15 protein-coding genes are annotated in these 19,043 nt (G+C 63.9%); 5 read left to right on the forward strand and 10 right to left on the reverse strand.

Features of this window, described 5'->3' with window-relative positions; all coding sequences use genetic code 11:
- Window positions 1–295: 295 nt before the first annotated feature.
- The gene (locus ACSQ9E_RS01540) at window positions 296–1,201 is read left to right on the forward strand and encodes a TIR domain-containing protein (protein ID WP_436216694.1); all 906 of its coding nucleotides are present in this window, start codon (window positions 296–298) and stop codon (window positions 1,199–1,201) included.
- 195 nt (window positions 1,202–1,396) lie between these two features.
- On the opposite strand, the gene ACSQ9E_RS01545 is transcribed toward ACSQ9E_RS01540, so the two are convergent.
- From ACSQ9E_RS01545 to ACSQ9E_RS01565, 5 genes are all read right to left on the reverse strand, one after another.
- Complete coding sequence (locus ACSQ9E_RS01545; protein ID WP_436216695.1) at window positions 1,397–1,804, reverse strand: hypothetical protein; 408 nt, start codon at window positions 1,802–1,804, stop codon at window positions 1,397–1,399.
- 371 nt (window positions 1,805–2,175) lie between these two features.
- The gene (locus ACSQ9E_RS01550; protein ID WP_436216696.1) at window positions 2,176–6,693 is read right to left on the reverse strand and encodes a translocation/assembly module TamB domain-containing protein; all 4,518 of its coding nucleotides are present in this window, start codon (window positions 6,691–6,693) and stop codon (window positions 2,176–2,178) included.
- Window positions 6,694–6,750: 57 nt separating this feature from the next.
- Entirely contained in the window at window positions 6,751–8,673 is a 1,923-nt protein-coding gene (locus ACSQ9E_RS01555; protein ID WP_436216697.1) for an autotransporter assembly complex protein TamA, read from the reverse strand.
- A 234-nt stretch (window positions 8,674–8,907) separates the two neighbouring features.
- Window positions 8,908–9,489 (reverse strand): 2OG-Fe(II) oxygenase, encoded by a 582-nt coding sequence (locus ACSQ9E_RS01560; RefSeq protein ID WP_436216698.1) that lies wholly within the window; start codon window positions 9,487–9,489, stop codon window positions 8,908–8,910.
- Between the two features lie 54 nt (window positions 9,490–9,543).
- Window positions 9,544–10,083, reverse strand: coding sequence for a hypothetical protein (locus ACSQ9E_RS01565; protein ID WP_436216699.1), 540 nt, complete (start codon window positions 10,081–10,083; stop codon window positions 9,544–9,546).
- A 542-nt stretch (window positions 10,084–10,625) separates the two neighbouring features.
- On the opposite strand from ACSQ9E_RS01565, the gene ACSQ9E_RS01570 reads away from it, so the two are divergent.
- From ACSQ9E_RS01570 to ACSQ9E_RS01580, 3 genes are read left to right on the forward strand one after another with little or no spacing between them, the layout of a single operon-like run.
- Window positions 10,626–11,786 carry a PP2C family protein-serine/threonine phosphatase gene (locus ACSQ9E_RS01570; RefSeq protein ID WP_436216700.1) on the forward strand — a complete coding sequence of 387 codons (1,161 nt, stop codon included), beginning with the start codon at window positions 10,626–10,628 and terminating at the stop codon, window positions 11,784–11,786.
- 2 nt (window positions 11,787–11,788) lie between these two features.
- Window positions 11,789–12,850, forward strand: a complete 1,062-nt coding sequence (locus ACSQ9E_RS01575) for a serine/threonine-protein kinase (protein WP_436216701.1) — start codon at window positions 11,789–11,791, stop codon at window positions 12,848–12,850.
- Entirely contained in the window at window positions 12,847–13,926 is a 1,080-nt protein-coding gene (locus tag ACSQ9E_RS01580; RefSeq protein ID WP_436216702.1) for a protein kinase domain-containing protein, read from the forward strand. Before ACSQ9E_RS01575 ends, ACSQ9E_RS01580 begins: the two co-directional genes overlap by 4 nt.
- 64 nt (window positions 13,927–13,990) lie before the next feature.
- Here ACSQ9E_RS01580 and ACSQ9E_RS01585 read toward each other — a convergent pair whose 3' ends face one another.
- The 5 genes from ACSQ9E_RS01585 to ACSQ9E_RS01605 all read right to left on the reverse strand — a co-directional run bounded on the left by ACSQ9E_RS01585 (window position 13,991) and on the right by ACSQ9E_RS01605 (window position 18,213).
- Window positions 13,991–15,085 carry a DUF4062 domain-containing protein gene (locus ACSQ9E_RS01585; protein ID WP_436216703.1) on the reverse strand — a complete coding sequence of 365 codons (1,095 nt, stop codon included), beginning with the start codon at window positions 15,083–15,085 and terminating at the stop codon, window positions 13,991–13,993.
- 89 nt (window positions 15,086–15,174) lie between these two features.
- The gene (locus ACSQ9E_RS01590; RefSeq protein WP_436216704.1) at window positions 15,175–16,362 is read right to left on the reverse strand and encodes a vWA domain-containing protein; all 1,188 of its coding nucleotides are present in this window, start codon (window positions 16,360–16,362) and stop codon (window positions 15,175–15,177) included.
- Between the two features lie 43 nt (window positions 16,363–16,405).
- On the reverse strand, window positions 16,406–16,999 hold the full coding sequence (locus ACSQ9E_RS01595) for a GNAT family N-acetyltransferase (RefSeq protein WP_436220171.1): 594 nt from the start codon (window positions 16,997–16,999) through the stop codon (window positions 16,406–16,408).
- A gap of 11 nt (window positions 17,000–17,010) precedes the next feature.
- Entirely contained in the window at window positions 17,011–17,271 is a 261-nt protein-coding gene (locus ACSQ9E_RS01600; protein WP_436216705.1) for a hypothetical protein, read from the reverse strand.
- 87 nt (window positions 17,272–17,358) lie between these two features.
- A complete protein-coding gene (locus ACSQ9E_RS01605; RefSeq protein ID WP_057201805.1) occupies window positions 17,359–18,213 on the reverse strand; it encodes an AAA family ATPase in 855 nt (284 codons plus the stop codon).
- A gap of 109 nt (window positions 18,214–18,322) precedes the next feature.
- Between ACSQ9E_RS01605 and ACSQ9E_RS01610 the strand changes: the two genes are divergently transcribed.
- Complete coding sequence (locus tag ACSQ9E_RS01610; RefSeq protein ID WP_436216706.1) at window positions 18,323–18,988, forward strand: c-type cytochrome; 666 nt, start codon at window positions 18,323–18,325, stop codon at window positions 18,986–18,988.
- Window positions 18,989–19,043 lie beyond the last annotated feature (55 nt).

The following is a 19,043-nucleotide window of genomic DNA, read 5'->3' on the forward strand; positions in this document are numbered from 1 at the left end:
CTGCGAGGGTTTGAGCGATGGAGTAGTAGGTTTTCCACAGGATATTCGTCCGCGCGCAGCCGGGTTCCATCTCTGCATGGGCAGCAGCCAGGTGCCCGCACCACTTTGCCGGTGGGAGGCGCCTGGAGGCCCGCCCGCAACCGCCACACGGCACGACAAGTCGACGTGCGCCAAAGGCGACACCTGCGCGAGCTCGCGGCCTAGCTGCAGGAGCGGTACGACCGTGTGGCTGCGATCTTTGTATGGCCCGTTGTTACAGTTTTGTAGACAATGGGCTTTTGCACTATCAATCGCCATGGCACGAAAAATCACTCCCCCGCCTTCTTCGCCTGTCTCGGCACATCTGAGTCCGGAACATATGCAGCGCGGAGTTACGCGACTGCAGCGGTTGATCACTGAAATCGAGGGGTTCGATATATCGGGTATCACTACCCGATCATCATCTGCCAAAGAGGCCATGGAGGCGAATATTGAAGGTACGCTTACTTCAGTGTTTGGCCACAACACCATCGAGTATGAGCGTTACCGCCGAGCTACCAGGCTTGATAGAGGCGAGATAGTGATGTCGATGGGCCCGCTGCCAGCTGCACAGCAGGCGGCGCGGGCTCAAAAGTTCCTTGCTGAGGGTAAGGTGGCTGCAATCGATATTCTTCGGTCTGCCATCAAATGGCTTGAGGATGAGATCGCCAATGCCGCAGAGCCCGCGACCGTAACGGGCCAGCCGGCTTCATCACCCGCAGCACCGTCCAACAAGATCTTTATCGTCCATGGCCATGATGAATCTGCGAAGCAGCTTGTCGCGCGGTTCGTGGAGCGGTTGGGCTTTCAGGCAATCATTCTGAGTGAGCAGGCCAATCAGGGTCGAACAATTATTGAAAAAATTGAGGCACATGATGACGTTGGATTCGCCATTGTTCTGCTGACTGGTGACGACCTTGGGGGCAAGACCCTAGAGAGCTTAAGGCCGCGAGCTCGCCAAAACGTACTGCTTGAGTTGGGCTACTTCATGGCCAAACTGACTCGTGCAAGAGTATGCGCATTGGCTAAGGGGGACCTGGAGATTCCGACAGATTTCGCCGGAGTTGTATGGGAGGCACTCGATGACGCTGGTGCATGGAAGATGGCCGTTGCTCGCGAACTTGAAGCAGCGGGCTACGCGATTGACTGGAATGCAGTCATGCGCCATCGCACGAACGTATAGGGGATGCGCCTCTGGTCGGTTCAAGGCAAATTGGCCCCAACCCCGAATATACCGTCTGCCCTGTCGGCCTGGCCACCACGCGCCACCAGTCTGGGTGCTCCTGCTGCACCTGGTACTCGGCCGCCGGCAGCGGTAGCAGGATCTGTTCTGGCTCGCCAAACCACTGGGGCAGGCGCAGGATGGTCGGGGGCGTCATCAGCGTGGCTCCTTTGAAATCTTGGCATGCTCTTGGGCCGAGGTGTACACCGCCGGCGGGTCGCCCACCGGCAGGCGATTGGCCTTGAGCCAGGGGCGTGCATCAAACGGCGGCAGGGGTGGGCTCTGCAGCGACTCCAGGGCCCGTATCAGCCACACCTCCTCGTGCTCGTACACGCGCCCGTCCACCATGTGCAGGCCCATCCCCCGCATCAACAGCGCGCCGCCAACCACGTCGATCCATTCGGGATCTGCCATGCGGATGTTGGGCACGGTGCTGGTGCCCCATCTCACCATCAAGGCAACATCCCGCAGCGTGCGCCTTGAGCTGTTGCGCGTGCCGTCCCAGTAGTTCATCTGCAGTTCACCCCGCACAGGCGCGGGCCACTCCTCGGGACGCAGACGCATCCCGTCTTTTCGGAGTTGGGTGACTTCGCAAAACACTGGGCAAATATACAGTTGTTTTGCTTCTACTTCTAATCCTGAGCGGATCGAGGGGTCACGTTCGAGCGCTGCGGTCCGGTGATACGAAATTGATACGGAGTGACTGTTCGCCCTCTATAGCGACTCCGTGAACTACGAGGAGGACGCAGCGGGCGATTGTAGGGGCAGTGCGAGGTGGTCCCGGCAATGCCTTCCTTTTGCGCCGTGCAATGCCATGGAACGGCCCCCCGCATGCGGTTTTGCCTTCAGCCGCATGGCTAGGCGGGAAGCTGCAGACAGTGCCTTTGCACGGCAAGGCGAACCAACGACGCCAGGCGGTTGAAGGCACAGCCGCATCAGTCGTACTTCAGCGTGTAAATGATGTCCACCGCACTCTGCGCCCCCGTCTGCCCGCGCAGGGTCAGGCGGCGCGACAGGTCATAAAAGATGTACAGCGTGCCCAGCGTGCCCGACAGGCTGCGCTCGTACGTCACATACAGGTCGGTGGACAGGCGCTTGCCGAAGGTCAGCGCCGCGCCGGTGGCGTCGTCGCCCGAACCCGGGCCCTTGAAGCCGATCTCGTCCAGGCCCAGGCGGCTGGCCACGTTGGCGGTGCCGCCGCCGCCCTTGCGGCCGAGCAGGGCCAGGGCGGCTTGTTGCAGCACGGCGGCTTCGGCGCCGCCGGCGGCGGCGTCGCGGCCCAGCACCACCCACGAGAGTTTTTCGGCGTCGGGCAGGTCGGGGTCCGAATACAGGCGCACGCGCGGCGCCAGGGCCGAGCCGCTGACCTGCACGCCGGCGCGCACGCTGATGTTGGGGCGCAGCGCCAAAATGTCGAGCGAGGGGTTGTTGTACGGGCCGCTGAAGCGGATGAGCCCCGTCTCCACGTCCAGCACCTGGCCCCAGGCGCGGTAGCGGCCCTGCTCGGTGCGCACCTCGCCGATCACGCGCGGGGGCGCGCCGGGCACGGAGCTGCTGCGGATGTCGAGTTCGCCTGTCAGGCGCGTGGTGATGCCCTGGCCCTGCAGCGCGAAGTCGCGCCCCAGGTTCAGCGTGATGGCGATGTCGGGCGGCTTGGCCGTGGTGGGTGTGGTGCCGGTGGCGGGCTGCGCGGCGGCCTGCGTCGCCTTGGCCACTGCCTGGGCCTTGGCCTGGGCCTCGCGGTCCTTGGCGGCGGACCGCACCACCACGTCGCTGCCCAGGCTGGGCGCGGTCTCGTCGGGCAGGATGATGGTGGCGCGGTCGGTGGTCAGCTGCCCGCGCACGCTGAACTGGCCCTGCTGCAACTGCGCCTGCACCTTGCCCGACACGCTGACCTGCCGGTCGGCCCGGCCCAGCACCTGCAGGGCCTTGGCCTCGGCCTGAAAACTCATGGCCAGGCCCGACATGCCACTGTTGTTGTTGGCTGCCGCATCGCCCCAGGTCACACGGCCCGTGCCGGTGAGGCTGCCACCGTCCTGCGGGGCCGCCGTGCGGTTGCCGCTGTAGCCGGGGATGCGCGCCTTGCTGCCGCTGCCGCCCTTCAAGCGAAACTCGGTGATATCGAGCTGGTTGCCGTTGAGCGCGGCGCGCAGGCGCCCGCCCTGCAGATCCACCCCGTCGAGCACGGAGCGCACGGCCAGCTCGTCGGCCCCCAGCGTGCCGGCCCAGCGCGGCGCGGCGCGGGTACCCGACAAGGTGGCGTTGGCATCCAGCGTGCCGCGCACGCGCCAGCCCGGCGGCGCCAGGGCCGACCACACGCCCACGTCGGGCAGGCGAGCGCGCAGGGTGGCGGCCAGCGGTGCGTCGGGCGCCAGCGTGGTCTGTGCCAGGGTGCTGCCCAGGGTGAGGCGGGTGCTGGCCGTGGCGTCCACCTCGCCGGCGCGGTCGCTGGCCCACACCAGCTTGGCGCGTAGGGCATCGCCCTCAGCCTCCAGGCTCAGCTCGGCCTGGCGCACGCCGGCATTGCTGCCGCTGCCGGGCTCTTCGGTCACGGTGGCCTTGGGGCTGCCCGCGCCGGTGCCCTGGCCGCTGCTCTGCACGGTGGTGATGGCGGCCGTGCTGTCGCCAGCCAGAATGCGCAGGTCGCCCGAGGCGCGGCGCACGCTGGCGCTGGCGCGCAATGCATTGGTGGTGTCCACGTTCCACTGCCCGTCGAACACGATGTTGCCCGCCAGACCCAGGCGGGCCAGCAGGGGCTGGGCGGGCTTGCCGGCAGCATCGCTGCCACCGCCAAAGGCATCCACCCAGGCCATGGGCAGGCCCTGCAAGCTGCCCTGCGTTTGCAGGCGCAGCGGGCTGCCGCCGCCACCGGCGTAGGTGATGGGCTGCCAGCGCAGCGTGGCGGTGCCCGGCACCGGCCCGGTGATGCGCGCCTGGCCGGCCGTGGCCTGCACCGACAGGGCTGCACCGGGGCTGGCAGCGGTGGTGCCCGATGCCGAAGGGGCCGCGGCAGCAGGGGCCGCACCCATGCGCAGCTTCACGGTCACCGGCTCGGCCAACTGCACAGCCCAGGGGCCGGGCAGTTGCGTGTCCTGCGCCTGCAGGCGCAACTCGGTCACCTGGGCCTGCCACTCATTGGCGCCGCCCATGCCGCCCGACAGGCGCGTGCGCACCGTGGCGCACTGCGTGCCGGTGCGGGCCTCGCCATCCAGCGCCAACGTGGCCTGGGCGAGCGAGCCCGCCACCTCGGCATTCACCCCGCGCAGCTGGATCGCGGACATGGGGCTTGCACCCCCTGCAGTGCCCTTGCCCGGTGGCAGGGCCACGTCGAGCTGGGGTGCGTTCACGCGGGCCTGCAGGGTGAAGTTGTTCGCGTCTTTGCCGCTTGCTGGCAGGGCCTTGCCGGCCGCCAGGGCTTCGATCTGGCTCGCAGCCGTCTGCCAGCCCCCGGTCCAGCGCGCATTGATCTGCGCCTGGCCCTTGGCCGTGGCACCTTTCATGGCATCGCCCAGGCCTGGCAGGCTGGCCAGCCAGGCCTGCGTGCGCTCGGCATCGGCGAGCTGCAGCTGCAGCTCGCCCGCGCCCTTGGTGGGTGCGATCTGGCCATTGGCGCTGGCCGTGGCGCCCGGCACCGTGGCGCGCAGCTGGCCCTGGGCCGACTGCTCGCCAATGGCCACGCGCAACTGCGTGGCCTCGACCTTGGCCTGCAGGGCGTCGAGCAGCAGGCGGTCCAGTTGCACCGTGCCGCCGCCGGTCTGCGCCAGGTACTGGCCCTGCGCGGTGAAGGTGTTGATGCGCAACAGCGGGGCGCCTTTCTTGCCCGCAGCCTGCACGGGGGCTTGCGCAGGGGCAGGCCCCGTGGCGCGGATATCAGCCGTAAAGCGCACGGCCTGGTCTGCCTGGCCCTGGGCCGTGATGCGCCCGCCCAGCGGCGCTGCGGCCAGCGCGGTGTGCAGCGCGTCAGGCCGCAGGTTGCGCAGCTCGGCCTGGCCTTCGGCCGCGCCGGTGGCGGGGGTGAACTGGCCCTTGAGGGCGATGGTGCCCGCGGCCTTGCCGGTGCCGATGGTGGCGGTGGCGGCGGGCACATCCCAGCGCGCGCCGTCAAAGCCCGCGCGGGCCTGCAGCGCGGCCAGGGGCAGGTGTTTGGTGTCCCAGGGGCCGGGCAGGTCGTTGCGCAGGTCGGCCTCGATGTTCCAGCCCACACCGGCAAGCGACGGGGCCGCAGCGGGCGAGGGGGGGCTGGATGCCGGGGCCGAGGGTGCGGCAGGGGCGGCAGGGGCAGCAGGGGCAGCAGCCGTAGCCGCCACCGGGTCCACCTTCACCGTGCCATGCAGCAGGGTGCGTGGCGCCTGGGGCCACAGGGCCGCCAGGTCCAACGCCTTGAGGGTGGCGGCAGCCTGCTTGAGCGGCTGGGGCACCCAGGGGAGGATGGTGGCCTGCACATCGGCTTGCATGGGCTCGGCGGGGGCTGTAGGTGCACTTGCCTTGGCGGCAGTTGCGGGCGCGTTCTTGCGCGGTGCAGCGGCGGGTGCCGATGCGGACGAGGCCGCCGCCTGCGCCGCCACCGCCACCGGCTGCAGCCGCGCTGCCAGCTCCAGCTGCGCCGCCGCCGTGGCCAGCGTGCCCTGCAGCGTGGCGTGCGCGCCCACCTGCAGCGGGTTGCCGCCGCCCGGGGGCGTGGTCTGCACCGTGCCGTCCACCGTGGCGTCGATGGCCATGGGGGCCTGGGCCTGCAGCTTCACGCGGGCGCTGTAGCGGCCCTGGGCCAGCTCCACATTGTCAATCTTCAGGTGGTGCTCGCTGCCGTCGTAGCGGTAGTCGCCGGCCAGGTTCTGGGCCTGCACGGCGGGCCGGCCGGCCCGCCCTTCCTGCTGCGGCGGTTGGCCGGCCAGGCTGATCTGCTGCTCGGGCGAGCCCGCCCACTCCAGGCTGTCCACCTTGAAGGGCACGCTCACCTGCACCGGCAGCACCAGCTGCTCCAGCGGTTTCAGGGGCTCGGTGCTGCTGGGCGCCGTGGCCTGGGGGGTGATGCGCACGCGCGCGGCATGTACCTCGCCCAGCTCCACCTTGCGGCTGAGCAGCGGGGCCAGTTGCCAGCCGATGCGCGCGCCGTCCACCTCCACCACCATGGCAGGGCTGCTCCAGCGCAGCCAGCCAATGTTGCCGCCCGCGCGCAGCGATCCGCTCACGTCGCGGCTCTCCAGCTTCTGGTCCGCCGGCAAGTACTGCGCGGCCCGCGCCAGCGCCAGGGCCAGCGATGTGTTGCTGCCCGCCCACCACCACGCGCCCCCGCCCACGGCCAGCACCAGCGCCAGCAGGCCCAGCACCAGCCAGGCCAGCAGCCGCAGCCAACTGCGGCGCCTGCGCGGCGGTGGCGGCGGTGCCGACGACCCGGCGCTGAAATCGGGCGAGCGGTTGGCAGTGGCGGAGGAAGGCGGGTTGCGTGCGGACATCAATCAATCGGTCAGAGGATCAGGCGGGCGGTGAGGGGTAAAAAGAGAAGGGTCCGGTCAGAAGCTGAAGCCCAGCCGCAGGTGCAGCCGCAGCTCCTTGGCCTGCACGCCATAGGCCAGGTCGGCCTGCAGCGGGCCCACCGGGCTGCGCCAGCGCACACCGGCACCCACGCCCACGCGCGGGTCCAGGTCACCCACCTTGTCGGCCACGGCGCCGGCATCCACGAACAGGGTGCTCTCCCAGTCCGTCATGCTGCCCTTGTAGACGATGGGGCGCTGCCACTCCAGGCTGCCCACGGCCATGTAGCGCCCGCCGTAGAGCTGGCCGTTGTCGGTGCGAGCACCGATCTTGCGGTAGCCATAGCCGCGCACCGTGGTGTCGCCACCGGTCAAAAAGAGCTGCGTCACCGGCAACTGCGCGCCCTCGCGTGCAAACACCGCCCCGCCCTCGGCCCGAACCGACAGCCGCGCTGCGCGCGATGCACCGTCGTCTGCCTCCACACGCCCCGCGGCGATGAAGCTCTGCCAGCGCAGCAGCGTGCGCACAAAGGGGTCGCGCTCGGGCGTGAGGGTGGTGCCCACGCCCAGTTCGGCCGCAATGCCGTGGCCCCGCGTGGGGGCGGTGTTGTTGTTGAAGTAGCGGCCCGTCCAGCCGTAGTTCACGCTCAGCGCCGTGCCCGAGGGCGGGGCGTTCAGCCCCTGGCTCTTGGCGTAGTCGTACTGCAGAAAGTAATTGCGGTCGATGTTCTTGGTGCTCTTGCTGCGCCCGCCGCGCAGCCGGGCGCTGTTGGTCTCGTAGTCGCCTGTGTCCTCGCGCTGCACCTGGCCGCCGGCAAACCAGCGCCAGCCGTTCTCGCCGGGCAGATCGGTCCACTCGGTGCTGAGCAGCTTGTTCTTGCGGTCGAGCGACAGCTTGCTCACCGCGCGCCAGCCCAGCAAGGGCATCTGGTTGTGGATGTGGTCGACGGTCAGGCGCGGCCCGCTGTCGGTCGACAGGCCTGCACCAAACACCACTTTTTGCAACTGCGCCTCGCGCACCTGGGCCACCACCGGCACGGCCAGCGGGTCGGTGCCCTCGGTGTCCAGCGTCAAAAACACCGCGTCGTAGTAGCCGCTGCTGGCCAGGCGCAGTTGTGCATCCAGCAACTCCGTCTCGTCGTAAATGGCGCCCGTGGGCAGGCGCGCCAGGCGGCGCGCGCCATCGGGGTCGTAGCGCTGGTTGCCATCCACGCGCAGCGGGCCAAAGCGGTATAGCGGCCCGGTGTCATAGGCCACGCTCAGGTTGGCCTCGTGCTTGTCGGCATCCACCTCGGCACGGCTGTTGGTGATGCGCGCCGTGGGGTAGCGGCGCACCTGCAGCTGGCGCAGGCCATCGTTCTTGGCACCGTCCCACGCCGACTGGGTGAAGGCCTTGCCCGGCGGCAACCCCCAGCCGTTCTGCACCCGCCTCAGCTGGCGCGCGCGGCCCTCGCCGTCCTGCGCGTTGCTCACCGCCTCGGCAAAGGTGATATCGGCCTTGGCAATGTGCGTCTGCGGGCCTGGGTCCACCGTGATCACCACGGTGCGCGGTGCCAGCTTGGCATCGGGCGTCTCGGTCAGCTCCACCGTGATGGTGGGTGCAAAGTAGCCCAGCGTGCCCAGCAGCTCGCGCGCATTGGCATCGGCAGCGCCCAGCAGGCGCTGCAGCTCGCTGGCCTGCAGGTCGGGCAACTGGCGAAATCGCTGCAGCTCCAGGTGCCGCTCCAGCGTCTCTCGCACCGAGTCCGGCCCGCGCACCTCCACCGCAAACGAGGGGCTGCCATCGCTGTCCGCCTCGATGGGGCTCGACGCCGCATCGCGCGGCGCCTCCTCACCCCCCCGCCCGGGCAGCAGGCTGCAGCCCTGCAGCAGCAGCGACGAGGCGGCACTGAAAAGCAGCAACGCCGACCATCGGGCCGGCGTTGAAAAAAGGGCAGTGTGCGAGAGGGGGCTACGGGACACGGCAAACAGCTTCGGTTGGGATGGACGATTTCATGGTACGGCACTGGGCACACACGGCAGGCACAGCGGCACCGTGGGGTGCAAAGGCATGCACAGGGCGCAGGAGGCCTGCCAGCGATGCCACACTATCGCCGCAAAACCCGCGTTTCCTTGTAAGACAGATTCCCGCAGCGTATCGGGGTGTGTCTGGCTCGGGTAGGGGCCGCCGTGCGCGGGCCACCAGGGGCAACTGGGTCAGGCCTGTGGGTCGCGGTACATCACATCCGTGCGCAGCACGTACTTCACCCCACCCGTCACCACCGATCCCTGGTGCCGCAGCCGGTGCGGAAACACCAGCGCCGTGCCCTGCGCGGGCTGCACGCGCTCCCAGCCAAAGTCGGTGCTGCCGCCCTCGAAATCGGCGTTCAGGTACACCATGAAGGTGAGCAGGCTCTCCTGGTCCGTCCCCACGCGCACGGTGCCGTCCTGGTGCCAGGTGAACTTCTGTTCCTTCTCATACCGGTAGTAGCGAAACCGCTCGTTGAGCCCGCTCAGCAGCAGGCCTTTCAGCTCCGCCGGCAGCAGCGGGCGCGCCCGCTCGAACAGCTTGGCGGCCAGCTCACGCCGTTCGAAGATCACGCGGTCGTTGTTGCGCGCATCCTTGTACAGCAGTTCGCCATCGTCCGTGCGGATCGCCGCCTCTTCGTACCCCAGGCCCTCGCTGTCGGCGATGTACTGGGCGCACTCCTGGGGCGACAAGAAACCATCGATGGTGAAGACACCCGCACCGAGGGGGTTGGCTTTGAGGGGTTCAGGCTGGCTCGACATGGCGGGCATGGTACCCGCAGCCTTTGGCGAGAGCGATCAATGATTGGCAGGCAGGCCGCCCGATCAGAACACCACCCACAAGGTCACGGCCACCACCGCGCCCACCAGCAAGGCCGGCGCGGCCACCGACCAGTCCTGCGTGGACGGCACACTGGCCCCGAATGCCGATGCGGCCAGCCAGGCATGCAGCCCGTAGATGAGCCCCGACCCGGCTCCGGGCATGAAGGTGGTGGCCCACCAGAAGCTCAAGGGTGCCAGCGCCACCGGTGCCAGCGCGATGGGCAGCGAGCGCAAGTACCCCGCCTGGAACCGCACCGACCCCAGCCGCCAGCCCCCGTGCGTACGCACCGGCACCAGGTTGGGCATGGTGGGCCGGGCGCCCAGCAGCGCCGCCACGACCCAGTGCATGGCCTCATGCAGCGCAGTGCCCGGCAGCACCGCCAGGCAGTACGACCACATGCCGATGTGTACGCACAGGCGCTGGAAGACGAGGATGCCGGCGAGCACCAGCCAGTCCCTTGCGTCCAGGGCCTGGGCGCGCACGGTGGCCCAGGCCAGGGGGTGGGTGAGGGTTTCGGTGATCCATGCGGTGCTGCTGTCCATGCGCGGTCAGTCCATCCTTCCAGCGTTGATTGAACCAGTGGGTAGAGGGGCGCCAACGGCCGGCACCCAGGGGCCATTGTCACGATGAAATCGGGGGCGCGTGTCAGAGGGGATGCCTTGTGGGGCGCTGTCATGCGCGCAGCCTCTACGCGCGCTTCAAGAGAATCCGCCGCTCTGCTTCGGCCTCTGCCGGCAATTGCGCCCCAAGATCCATTGCATGCAGATGTTGGCAGGCTCGAATCAGCCTGCCTGAAGACGATTCGGGTTACTCCAATGGCGTGTTTGAGAGCCCTTGTCTGGGCATGCCGTGATGGCGTTTGTCTTCATGGCCTCGCCTCTCACTATCTCGGGTTTGTGCCAGCCATTGTGGTGGAGGGGAGGGGAGGGGTGGTGATGGGGGTCACTTGGGGTGGGGTTTGGGCGATCTGCTGCGGCAGGACGCTTGGTTGCAGTAGGCACGGACTTGTGAATACGTACTAGGGCTTGCGTAAAGGACGCGCTACTATTGTTCCAATAGCATTCTGAATCAAAGAAATCGACGGATGAATTTCAGCCCTACCACACCTGCGGCGATGCTTACGGCATGGTTGATGAGGCGCACTCCTAGCATTGGAGTGCGTCGCGTTGCGCAACTCAACGGAGCTGTGGCAACAGATGTTGGCTCCGTGCGCGAGGAGAACCAAGATCGAGTGGCGCTTGTCCGTGGGCGTGACCGCACCGGAGCTAACTTCATGCTTGCAGCTCTAGCCGATGGCATCGGTGGCATGAAACAAGGCGCCGAATGCGCGGCTGTGACGCTCGGCACCCTTATCGAATCAGTTGTTAGCGACGCTCAGCTTTCTCGAGACCCTGGCGGTTGGCTCTTGAACGGCGCGCACCGCGCAAATCGGGCAGTTCACACCAAGTTTGCCGGCGAAGGCGGTTCAACTTTGGTAGCCGCGCTGTTGGTAAAGGGATGCCCGCCACACTGGCTGAGTATCGGTGACAGCAGAGTTTATCAAGCTGAGAGCGGAAAGCTGAGCCAGCTTTCCCTCGATGACACTATTGACGGACAGCTTGGGAAATCTGATGGAGGTCGCCGTCGTGACCTTTTACAGTTTGTCGGTATCGGCGATGCTCTCGAACCGCACATTGCAGCAATCGACAGTTCCAGTGGGTCAATGCTTCTGACCTCCGATGGTGTGCATTTCATCGACGCCGAATATTTGGCTAAGGTTGTTCATCATGCCCCTGACCTTGGTTTTTGCGTTCGGCGCTTGACTGAATTGGCAAAGATGTTAGGTGGGCCCGATAACGCGACAGTAGCAGCGCTGAGCCTCGACGCCATTGCGGTCAATGAAGAGACGCAAATACATGATGTCTGCGAAGTGTGGGATCCATTCGGCGAGCTACAAGTAATGTTTGAGCGTGGGCCGCGTCGATATGCCGCTGCTTCTCCGCAGAAAGCACCTGCGGCTCAATCACCTAAGCAGTCCTCCGCTTCGTCTTTGTCTCCACCCACAAGCCCCGGGAAAAGAGTTACGCCTGCAACTGAACCCCAGGCACCTCCTATCGATGAGCGTAGTGCGGCGAAGGGTAAGGGTCATCAGAAAAAGGCGAGAAGCCCTAGGAAGAAGATACAACAAGGCGCTGCCGACGTTGAGGAGCGCAAAGAAGTTGATGATCTGCAATTGTTCATCGAATTCCCTAACAAGAAGTTCTGACCATGAGCGCCTTGCCTCCTCGCTACATTCCCGTCGGCCATCATATGGCGGGAGGCATGGGTAGTGTCATCGTCTGCACAGATACAGTTCTCGAGCGTTCAGTTGCAATTAAGTTTGTCAGCAGCGCTGCTCACAGGCATAGGATGGCTGACGAAGTCGCTGCTCTGTTGAAGCTGCGTTCCAAACACGTCGTGCAGGTCTATGATGTGCTTCGATCTTCTGCCAATGAAATAGGCCTCGTTCAAGAGTTTATAAACGGGCAGGACCTTTTTGAGTCCTATGCTCCACCCGTATCATTGACAGCTTATTACAAGCAGCTTTGGCAGATTGCGTCTGGGCTTACAGATATCCATGAGCTCGGAGTTATTCATCGAGATATTAAGCCGAATAACATGAAGACAGACCCAGAGCAGGTCATCAAAATCTTCGATTTTGGACTGGCTCGAGACGATGGGCCGGGTGCCATGACGCAGGGATTCGTTGGAACACGGGGTTTTGCCGCACCTGAGCTCTACGATCGGCCTTTTGCATTCACCAACGCAGTCGATACTTACGCTTTCGGAGCGACGGCTATTTTTCTCGCAACTGGTGGACTCCCGGCTGAATTGCTTGAACAGCCGCCGAGAACAGCTTTGACGGGCTATTCCCACCTTTTGCCGGCGGGGACAGCCCTTGAGTTCGCCGAGCTTCTAAACTCCTGCATGCACCCTATTGCGACATTTCGCCCTGCTATGCGCGAAATCCGTGATGCGTTGGGACGCCACATCCTTTTTGACCAGCACCGTGCTTTGCTTGTCCACAATTCGCGAGCGTCCGTAATCAGCGCTGCCAACCGTTCTGTCAAGCTCGCCCTAGGAACGATCGGTTCGATTGAAATTCAGTACAACGGTCTTTCGTTCGTTGTGGTCAGCGTATCAGGAGAGGTGCAGATCAACTATCAGCCCGTGACCACGGGGGCTGTTCTGCCAGGTGCATGTGTGATTGCACTTGGCGCGCCAAATCGACGAGCAATTGAACGTCGATTCATCACTTTCGATATCTCGCACCCGGAGATCGTTTTATGACTGGACCACTGAATGTGGGCGATGTGATCGGCAATCGATATGAGATCGAGAGCTATATCGACGAAGGGGGGATGCAATTTGTCTACGCAGCTAAGGACAAGCTCGCCGATCGAGTGGTCGCATTAAAAACACCCAAAAATAACTCTGCCACCAAACGGTTTCGGCGCAGCGCGGTGGTCGCCGCAAAGGTCAATCATCCCAATGTCGCCAAAACGCTGGACTATGTTCGAGAAGGCGATAAGCGCTACTTGATTGAGGAGTTTATAAACGGGGCTGACCTTAGCAAAGCATTGCTGCGGAAGACTTCATTTCTCGACCCCTATCTGGTCGCCAAAATATTCCACCACATGGCCAAGGGCCTAGCCGCCGCGCACCATGCAGGTGTCATCCATCGCGACTTGAAGCCGACAAACGTAATGATGATTGGTGGATATTCGGCCTCCGAAATCAAAATTACTGATTTTGGGATTGCGAAGATGGCCGAAGATGAACTTGTAGAAGCGGCTGAGGGCGGTGAGCAAACGCTCTCGACTTCGCAGACGGCGGTTGGTGCATTGCCTTACATGGCTCCAGAAGCTATCGATACCCCAAAATCAGTCACAAGGGCAGCGGACGTCTGGTCACTGGGCGCAATGATTTTTCATTTGCAAACCGGAGCGCAGCCATTCGGGACGGGCCTTCGGGCCGTGCAAAAAATCATGGAGGCAACGAGGCCAGAACCTCCGTCCTTCGTGCTGCAGAATCCTCAGTTCTCGCCCTTGGCGAGCGAACTGCTTGAAATGGCATACGCCTGTATGCAGAAAGATCCGTCCGCACGCCCAACTGCAGACGAGCTTGTCGCTCGCTGTGGGGCGCTCTGCTACACCGTTTCGCAGCGGGTAGAAGGTTTAGTGAGCCGGGTCGAATATGGTGCCTGGGGTTTCATCACCTCAGAAGGCAAGCAAGTATTTTTTCACATGGATAGCGTCTTTGGTCCGCTGCCCAAGCTGGCGATCGGGGATCACGTTTTGTTTTCCGCATATGCCGGTGGAGGAGCACCTCGAGCTCATCCTGTGCTGAGGATGGCTGCGCCATAACAGTATCAGTGATTGATGGTGATCCCCATGTTGCCCAGAACAGCTAGCTACGGACACGTCTCACCTAAACTTCACTCTTCGAAGTGGTAGGCGTTTCTTCAGCAGCCTTCGTTCCGATAGCCTCCGATCCTCGCCGAATAGCACGAAGCTTAGTCATAACGGTGTCGCCGTACGGTGTGAGAGCCCAATAGGTGTTGTTGTCCTTGACGCTCCGGCTTTTCATGCTCTTTGCAATCAGGCCCAAAGCGCGCAGTTGGACTTTGACCGTTTGAAAGTCATCGCGAAACACCTCGAAATCCATTAGGTGTTGATCCTTTAAGTCCTTTTTCTGACGAAGTTCTTGGATCGCACTGTCGCGTGCAAGGACGTTCAACCCTTCTTGCAATTGCTCCTCTGAAGCTTCACTAATCAGCAGTGGAGAAATCGATGCAAATATTTCATCCCACGTGAGGTTCGCGTTATGGCGGTAATTCGTGCCGTAGCGGCGATATTCGTTAGGAGACGCCACAAATGAGAATTGAAGGTTATAGTCATCCTCCCCTTGCGCAAGGATTTCTGAACCAGCGGGGCCGGTAACGCGCGTCGCCTGGGCCTCTGCCTCAAGCTCCTCAATTCGCTTTCTCAGTTTTAGTATTTCTTCTGTCGCGCCTTGTTCGGGGACCATGTCACCTCGTACCCAGCCAATGCCGGGGTGGGTTTTGATGAGCTTGACAAGACTACGACTTACTTGACTTCCTAAGTCAGCCGGACTTTCCCAGAAGCGACACATTTTCGCTTGGATCAATTCCCGAAATGTAGCTAACTTGGCCTTACCTTCGTCAGTACTTTCGCAGCGGTCCGCTGCTAAGCTTCCAGGGTTGCGGTGCACGAAGCCAATTACAGGTTTTCCTGAATCAACCGCGTATCGATACTCCATCTCGGTATAGCTCAACCCTCCAGGTCCAATTGAACCATAACGACCAGCCGCGATGACCATGTAATAGTCACAGTCGTCTATCACCTTTTTGATAAGTGTCCACTGGTCTTCATTAGCTGCCGGGAAAAGCTCCATGCCTGCAGGAATACAGTCAAGTTCCAGGAGCGCTTGCATCACCTCTTGCCTCTCTTCTTGTAGATCGGCGAAGGTCGAGCTGATAAAGACTTGGTAGCGTTTTTCCATAGTATTTTTGAGAATGGCGAGGGAGATTTAGGTCGCCCACGAGACCCCTTGGGCAAGCACGTGTCAAAGCACTATAGCCCCCCCACCCCTCACTTCGACAACAACCGCATCGTCTCTTCCAACCCCTTCAACGACAACGGAAACATCCGATTCCCGATCAGCTGCTGCACGATGCTGATGCTCTGGCGGTACTGCCACACGCCCTGGGGCTCTGGGTTGATCCACGCGAACTTGGGGAAGGCGTGGGTCAGGCGCTGGATCCACTCGGCACCCGGTTCTTCGTTGTTGTACTCCACGCTGCCGCCGGGCTGCAAAATCTCATAGGGGCTCATGGTGGCGTCGCCCACGAAGATGAGTTTGTAGTCCTTGTTGTACTTGCGGATGATGTCCCAGGTGGGGAACTTCTCGGCAAAGCGGCGGCGGTTGTTCTTCCACATGAAGTCGTAGACGCAGTTGTGGAAGTAATAGAACTCCAGGTGCTTGAACTCCGTCTTCACAGCGCTGAACAGTTCTTCCACGCGCTGGATGTGTTCGTCCATGGTGCCGCCCACGTCCATCAGCAGCAGCACCTTCACGTTGTTGTGGCGCTCGGGCACCATCTTGATGTCCAGGTAGCCGGCGTTGGCCGCGGTGCTGCGGATGGTGTCGGGCAGGTCCAGTTCCAGCTCGTTGCCTTCGCGCGCAAACTTGCGCAAGCGGCGCAGGGCGACCTTGATGTTGCGGGTGCCCAGCTCCTGCTGGTCGTCGTAGTCCTTGTAGGCGCGCTGCTCCCACACTTTCACGGCGCTTTTGTTCTTGCCGGCGCCGCCAATGCGCACGCCCTGCGGGTTGTAGCCGCCGTGGCCAAAGGGGCTGGTGCCGCCCGTGCCGATCCACTTGCTGCCGCCCTCGTGGCGCTCTTTCTGCTCTTCGAGGCGCTTTTTCAGCGTCTCCATCAGCTCGTCCCAGCCCATCTTCTCGATGGCGGCCTTTTGCTCGGGGGTCAGCTCGTTTTCCAGGATCTTGCGCAGCCAGTCGGCGGGCACTTCCTTGGTGAAGTCGGCCAGCATTTCCACGCCCTTGAAGTAGGCGCCGAAGGCACGGTCGAACTTGTCGTAGTGCTTCTCGTCCTTGACCAGGGTCAGGCGCGAGAGGTTGTAAAAATCGTCCAGGCTCCACGAGTCGTCGGAGCGCGGGCCCACCACGCCGGCTTCCAGCGCCTCCAGCAGGGTGAGGTATTCCTTGACCGACACGGGCAGCTTGGCCGCGCGCAGGGTGTAGAAAAAGTCGATGAGCATGGTGGGGTGCCTCCTCGGGCAGCAGGGTCGTCGTCGGGCGGTGTCAGGCCGCGGTGTCGCGGCGCGCGCGCAGGTAGATGAGTTGGGCGCGGGCCTCGGGCCATTCGCCGGCGCGCATGCTGTACATCACCGTGTCGCGGATGGTGCCGTCGCGGCGCAGCGCGTGGCCGCGCAGCACGCCGTCCTTGTGCGCGCCCAGGCGCTCTATGGCGCGCTGCGATGCGAAGTTGTAGTTGTCGGTGCGCCAGCCCACCACGTTGCAGCCCAGGGTGTCGAAGGCGTGGCCCAGCATCAACAGCTTGCAGGTGGTGTTGACGTGGCTGCGCTGCACGCTCTGGCGGTACCAGGTGTAGCCGATCTCCACGCGCTTCACGGCGGGCAAAATGTCGTGGTAGCTGGTGCTGCCCAGCACGGTGCCGCTGGCATCGTCGACCACGGCAAACGCAAAGCGGTCGCGCGTGGCCAGGGCCGTCTCGATGTAGGCGCGCGTGTCCTGCGGCTCGGGCACCGAGGTCACGCGCAAGGTCCACAGCTGGCCGTCGGCTGCGGCGGCTTGCAGGCCGGCTTCATGGTGCAGGGCCAGAGGCTCCAGGCGCAGGCCCTTGTCGCGCAGGGTGACGGGTTGCACGAACAACATCGACATGCGGCCTATTCCTTGGGGGGTTGTGCTGCTGCAGCAGCAGCCTGCTTTTGCCGGCGTTGCAGCTGCCAGCGCCGTGCGGCGTGCAGGCCCAGGCCGCCGCCCACACTCACCAGGGCAATGCCGCCCAGCGTGGTGGCGCCGTAGCCGGGTGCAAAGATGTCCAGGCCCATCCACTGGCCCAGCCAGAAGCCGGCCAGCGCGCCGCCGAGAAAGCCGATGGCGTCGGCTACGCCGTCGATCAGCGAGGGGGTGTTTGCTTGGGTCATGGGTGGGTGAGTGGTTCGTGTGGAGATCCGCGGTACGGCCCGCCGCCGCGCCGCCCCAGGGCGGCGCGGCGTGGGGTCAACAGTTTTTCAGCGGTTCCTCTGGTTCATGAACACCAGCTTTTCGAACAGGCTCACGTCCTGCTCGTTCTTGAGCAGCGCGCCCACCAGCGGGGGCACGGCCACCTTGTTGTCGGCGCTTTGCAGGGCTGATAGCGGAATGTCTTCGGCCACCAGCAGCTTGAGCCAGTCGAGCAGTTCGCTGGTGGAGGGCTTCTTCTTCAGGCCCGGCAGGTTGCGCACGTCGTAGAAGGTCTTCATCGCCACGCTGAGCAGGTCGGCCTTGAGCGTGGGGAAGTGCACCGCCACGATCTGGCGCATGGTGTCGGCTTCAGGGAACTTGATGAAGTGAAAGAAGCAGCGGCGCAAAAACGCGTCGGGCAGCTCTTTTTCGTTGTTGGAGGTGATGAACACCAGCGGGCGGTGCTTGGCCTTGATGAGCTCGCGCGTCTCGTAGCAGTAGAACTCCATGCGGTCGATTTCGCGCAGCAGGTCGTTCGGGAACTCGATGTCGGCCTTGTCGATCTCGTCGATCAACAGCGCCACGGGCCGGTCGGCCGTGAAGGCCTGCCACAGCACGCCCTGGATGATGTAGTTGCGGATGTCCTTCACGCGCTGGCTGCTGTCGCCATCGTTGAGCTGGCTGTCGCGCAGGCGGCTCACCGCGTCGTACTCGTACAGGCCCTGCTGCGCCTTGGTGGTGGACTTGATGTGCCATTGCAGCAGCGGCATGCCCAGCGCCTGGGCCACTTCCTCGGCCAGCATGGTCTTGCCGGTGCCCGGCTCGCCCTTGATGAGCAGCGGGCGTTGCAGGGTGATGGCAGCGTTCACGGCCAGCATCAGGTCTTGGGTCGCAACGTAGTTCTGGGAACCTTGGAATTTCATGGCAGGGAAAACACCGGATCGTTGATGAATGGGCTTGACAGGCGCTGGCTATAATTGCCCGGTTAAGCAGAGCCCTCAGGCTGAACTTCCACGAGATTGTGCGCGCAAAATGAACAAGACGTTGACCACGATATTTGCCCTGGCTGTCGCTTCCGTGACCGCCTTCTCCCACGCTCAGGAAGTCAAGGGCGATGTGAAAGCGGGGGAAAAGAAGATCGCCATGTGCATCGGCTGCCATGGCATTGTGGGCTACCAGGCCAGCTTTCCTGAAATCCACAAGGTGCCCATGATCTCGGGCCAGAGCGGTGCCTACATCTCCGCAGCGCTTGATGCCTACCGCAAGGGCGACCGCAAGCACCCCACCATGCGCGGCATTGCCGATTCGCTGTCCGACCAGGACATCGCCGACGTGTCGGCCTACTACGCGCAGCACGGCAAGGCCGGCGCCGCCGAGCTGCCCGCCAAGCCCAAGCGCGAGCCCAGCGTGCAGGTGGCCGAGCTGCTCAAGAAGGGCGCCTGCGTGTCCTGCCACGGCGACAACTTCGCCAAGCCCATCGACCCCTCGTACCCGCACATCGCCGGCCAGCACGCCGACTACCTGTTCGTGGCGCTCAAGTCGTACAAGGCCGAGAAGAACCCCAACCTGGGCCGCAACAACGCCATCATGGCCGGCGTGGCCAAGCAGTTCACCAACAACGAACTGAAGGCACTGGCCGGTTACCTGGGCAGCCTGGAAGGCGACCTGCACACGGTGCGCCAATCGCCCTTCCGTTGATGTGCAGGCCCTTTGCCGGGCCAGCCCTCAAAGCAAGAAGCCCGCAGCTGCGGGC

The organism is Acidovorax sp. LjRoot118 (assembly GCF_964253575.1).
Lineage (GTDB): Bacteria > Pseudomonadota > Gammaproteobacteria > Burkholderiales > Burkholderiaceae_C > Acidovorax.

Coding starts and splice junctions, on each gene's coding strand:
- ACSQ9E_RS01540 (WP_436216694.1), top strand. CDS start 296: ATGGCACGAAAAATCACTCCCCCGCCTTCTTCGCCTGTCTCGGCACAT.
- ACSQ9E_RS01545 (WP_436216695.1), bottom strand. CDS start 1,804: ATGCGTCTGCGTCCCGAGGAGTGGCCCGCGCCTGTGCGGGGTGAACTG.
- ACSQ9E_RS01550 (WP_436216696.1), bottom strand. CDS start 6,693: ATGTCCGCACGCAACCCGCCTTCCTCCGCCACTGCCAACCGCTCGCCC.
- ACSQ9E_RS01560 (WP_436216698.1), bottom strand. CDS start 9,489: ATGCCCGCCATGTCGAGCCAGCCTGAACCCCTCAAAGCCAACCCCCTC.
- ACSQ9E_RS01565 (WP_436216699.1), bottom strand. CDS start 10,083: ATGGACAGCAGCACCGCATGGATCACCGAAACCCTCACCCACCCCCTG.
- ACSQ9E_RS01570 (WP_436216700.1), top strand. CDS start 10,626: ATGAATTTCAGCCCTACCACACCTGCGGCGATGCTTACGGCATGGTTG.
- ACSQ9E_RS01575 (WP_436216701.1), top strand. CDS start 11,789: ATGAGCGCCTTGCCTCCTCGCTACATTCCCGTCGGCCATCATATGGCG.
- ACSQ9E_RS01580 (WP_436216702.1), top strand. CDS start 12,847: ATGACTGGACCACTGAATGTGGGCGATGTGATCGGCAATCGATATGAG.
- ACSQ9E_RS01585 (WP_436216703.1), bottom strand. CDS start 15,085: ATGGAAAAACGCTACCAAGTCTTTATCAGCTCGACCTTCGCCGATCTA.
- ACSQ9E_RS01590 (WP_436216704.1), bottom strand. CDS start 16,362: ATGCTCATCGACTTTTTCTACACCCTGCGCGCGGCCAAGCTGCCCGTG.
- ACSQ9E_RS01595 (WP_436220171.1), bottom strand. CDS start 16,999: ATGTTGTTCGTGCAACCCGTCACCCTGCGCGACAAGGGCCTGCGCCTG.
- ACSQ9E_RS01600 (WP_436216705.1), bottom strand. CDS start 17,271: ATGACCCAAGCAAACACCCCCTCGCTGATCGACGGCGTAGCCGACGCC.
- ACSQ9E_RS01605 (WP_057201805.1), bottom strand. CDS start 18,213: ATGAAATTCCAAGGTTCCCAGAACTACGTTGCGACCCAAGACCTGATG.
- ACSQ9E_RS01610 (WP_436216706.1), top strand. CDS start 18,323: ATGAACAAGACGTTGACCACGATATTTGCCCTGGCTGTCGCTTCCGTG.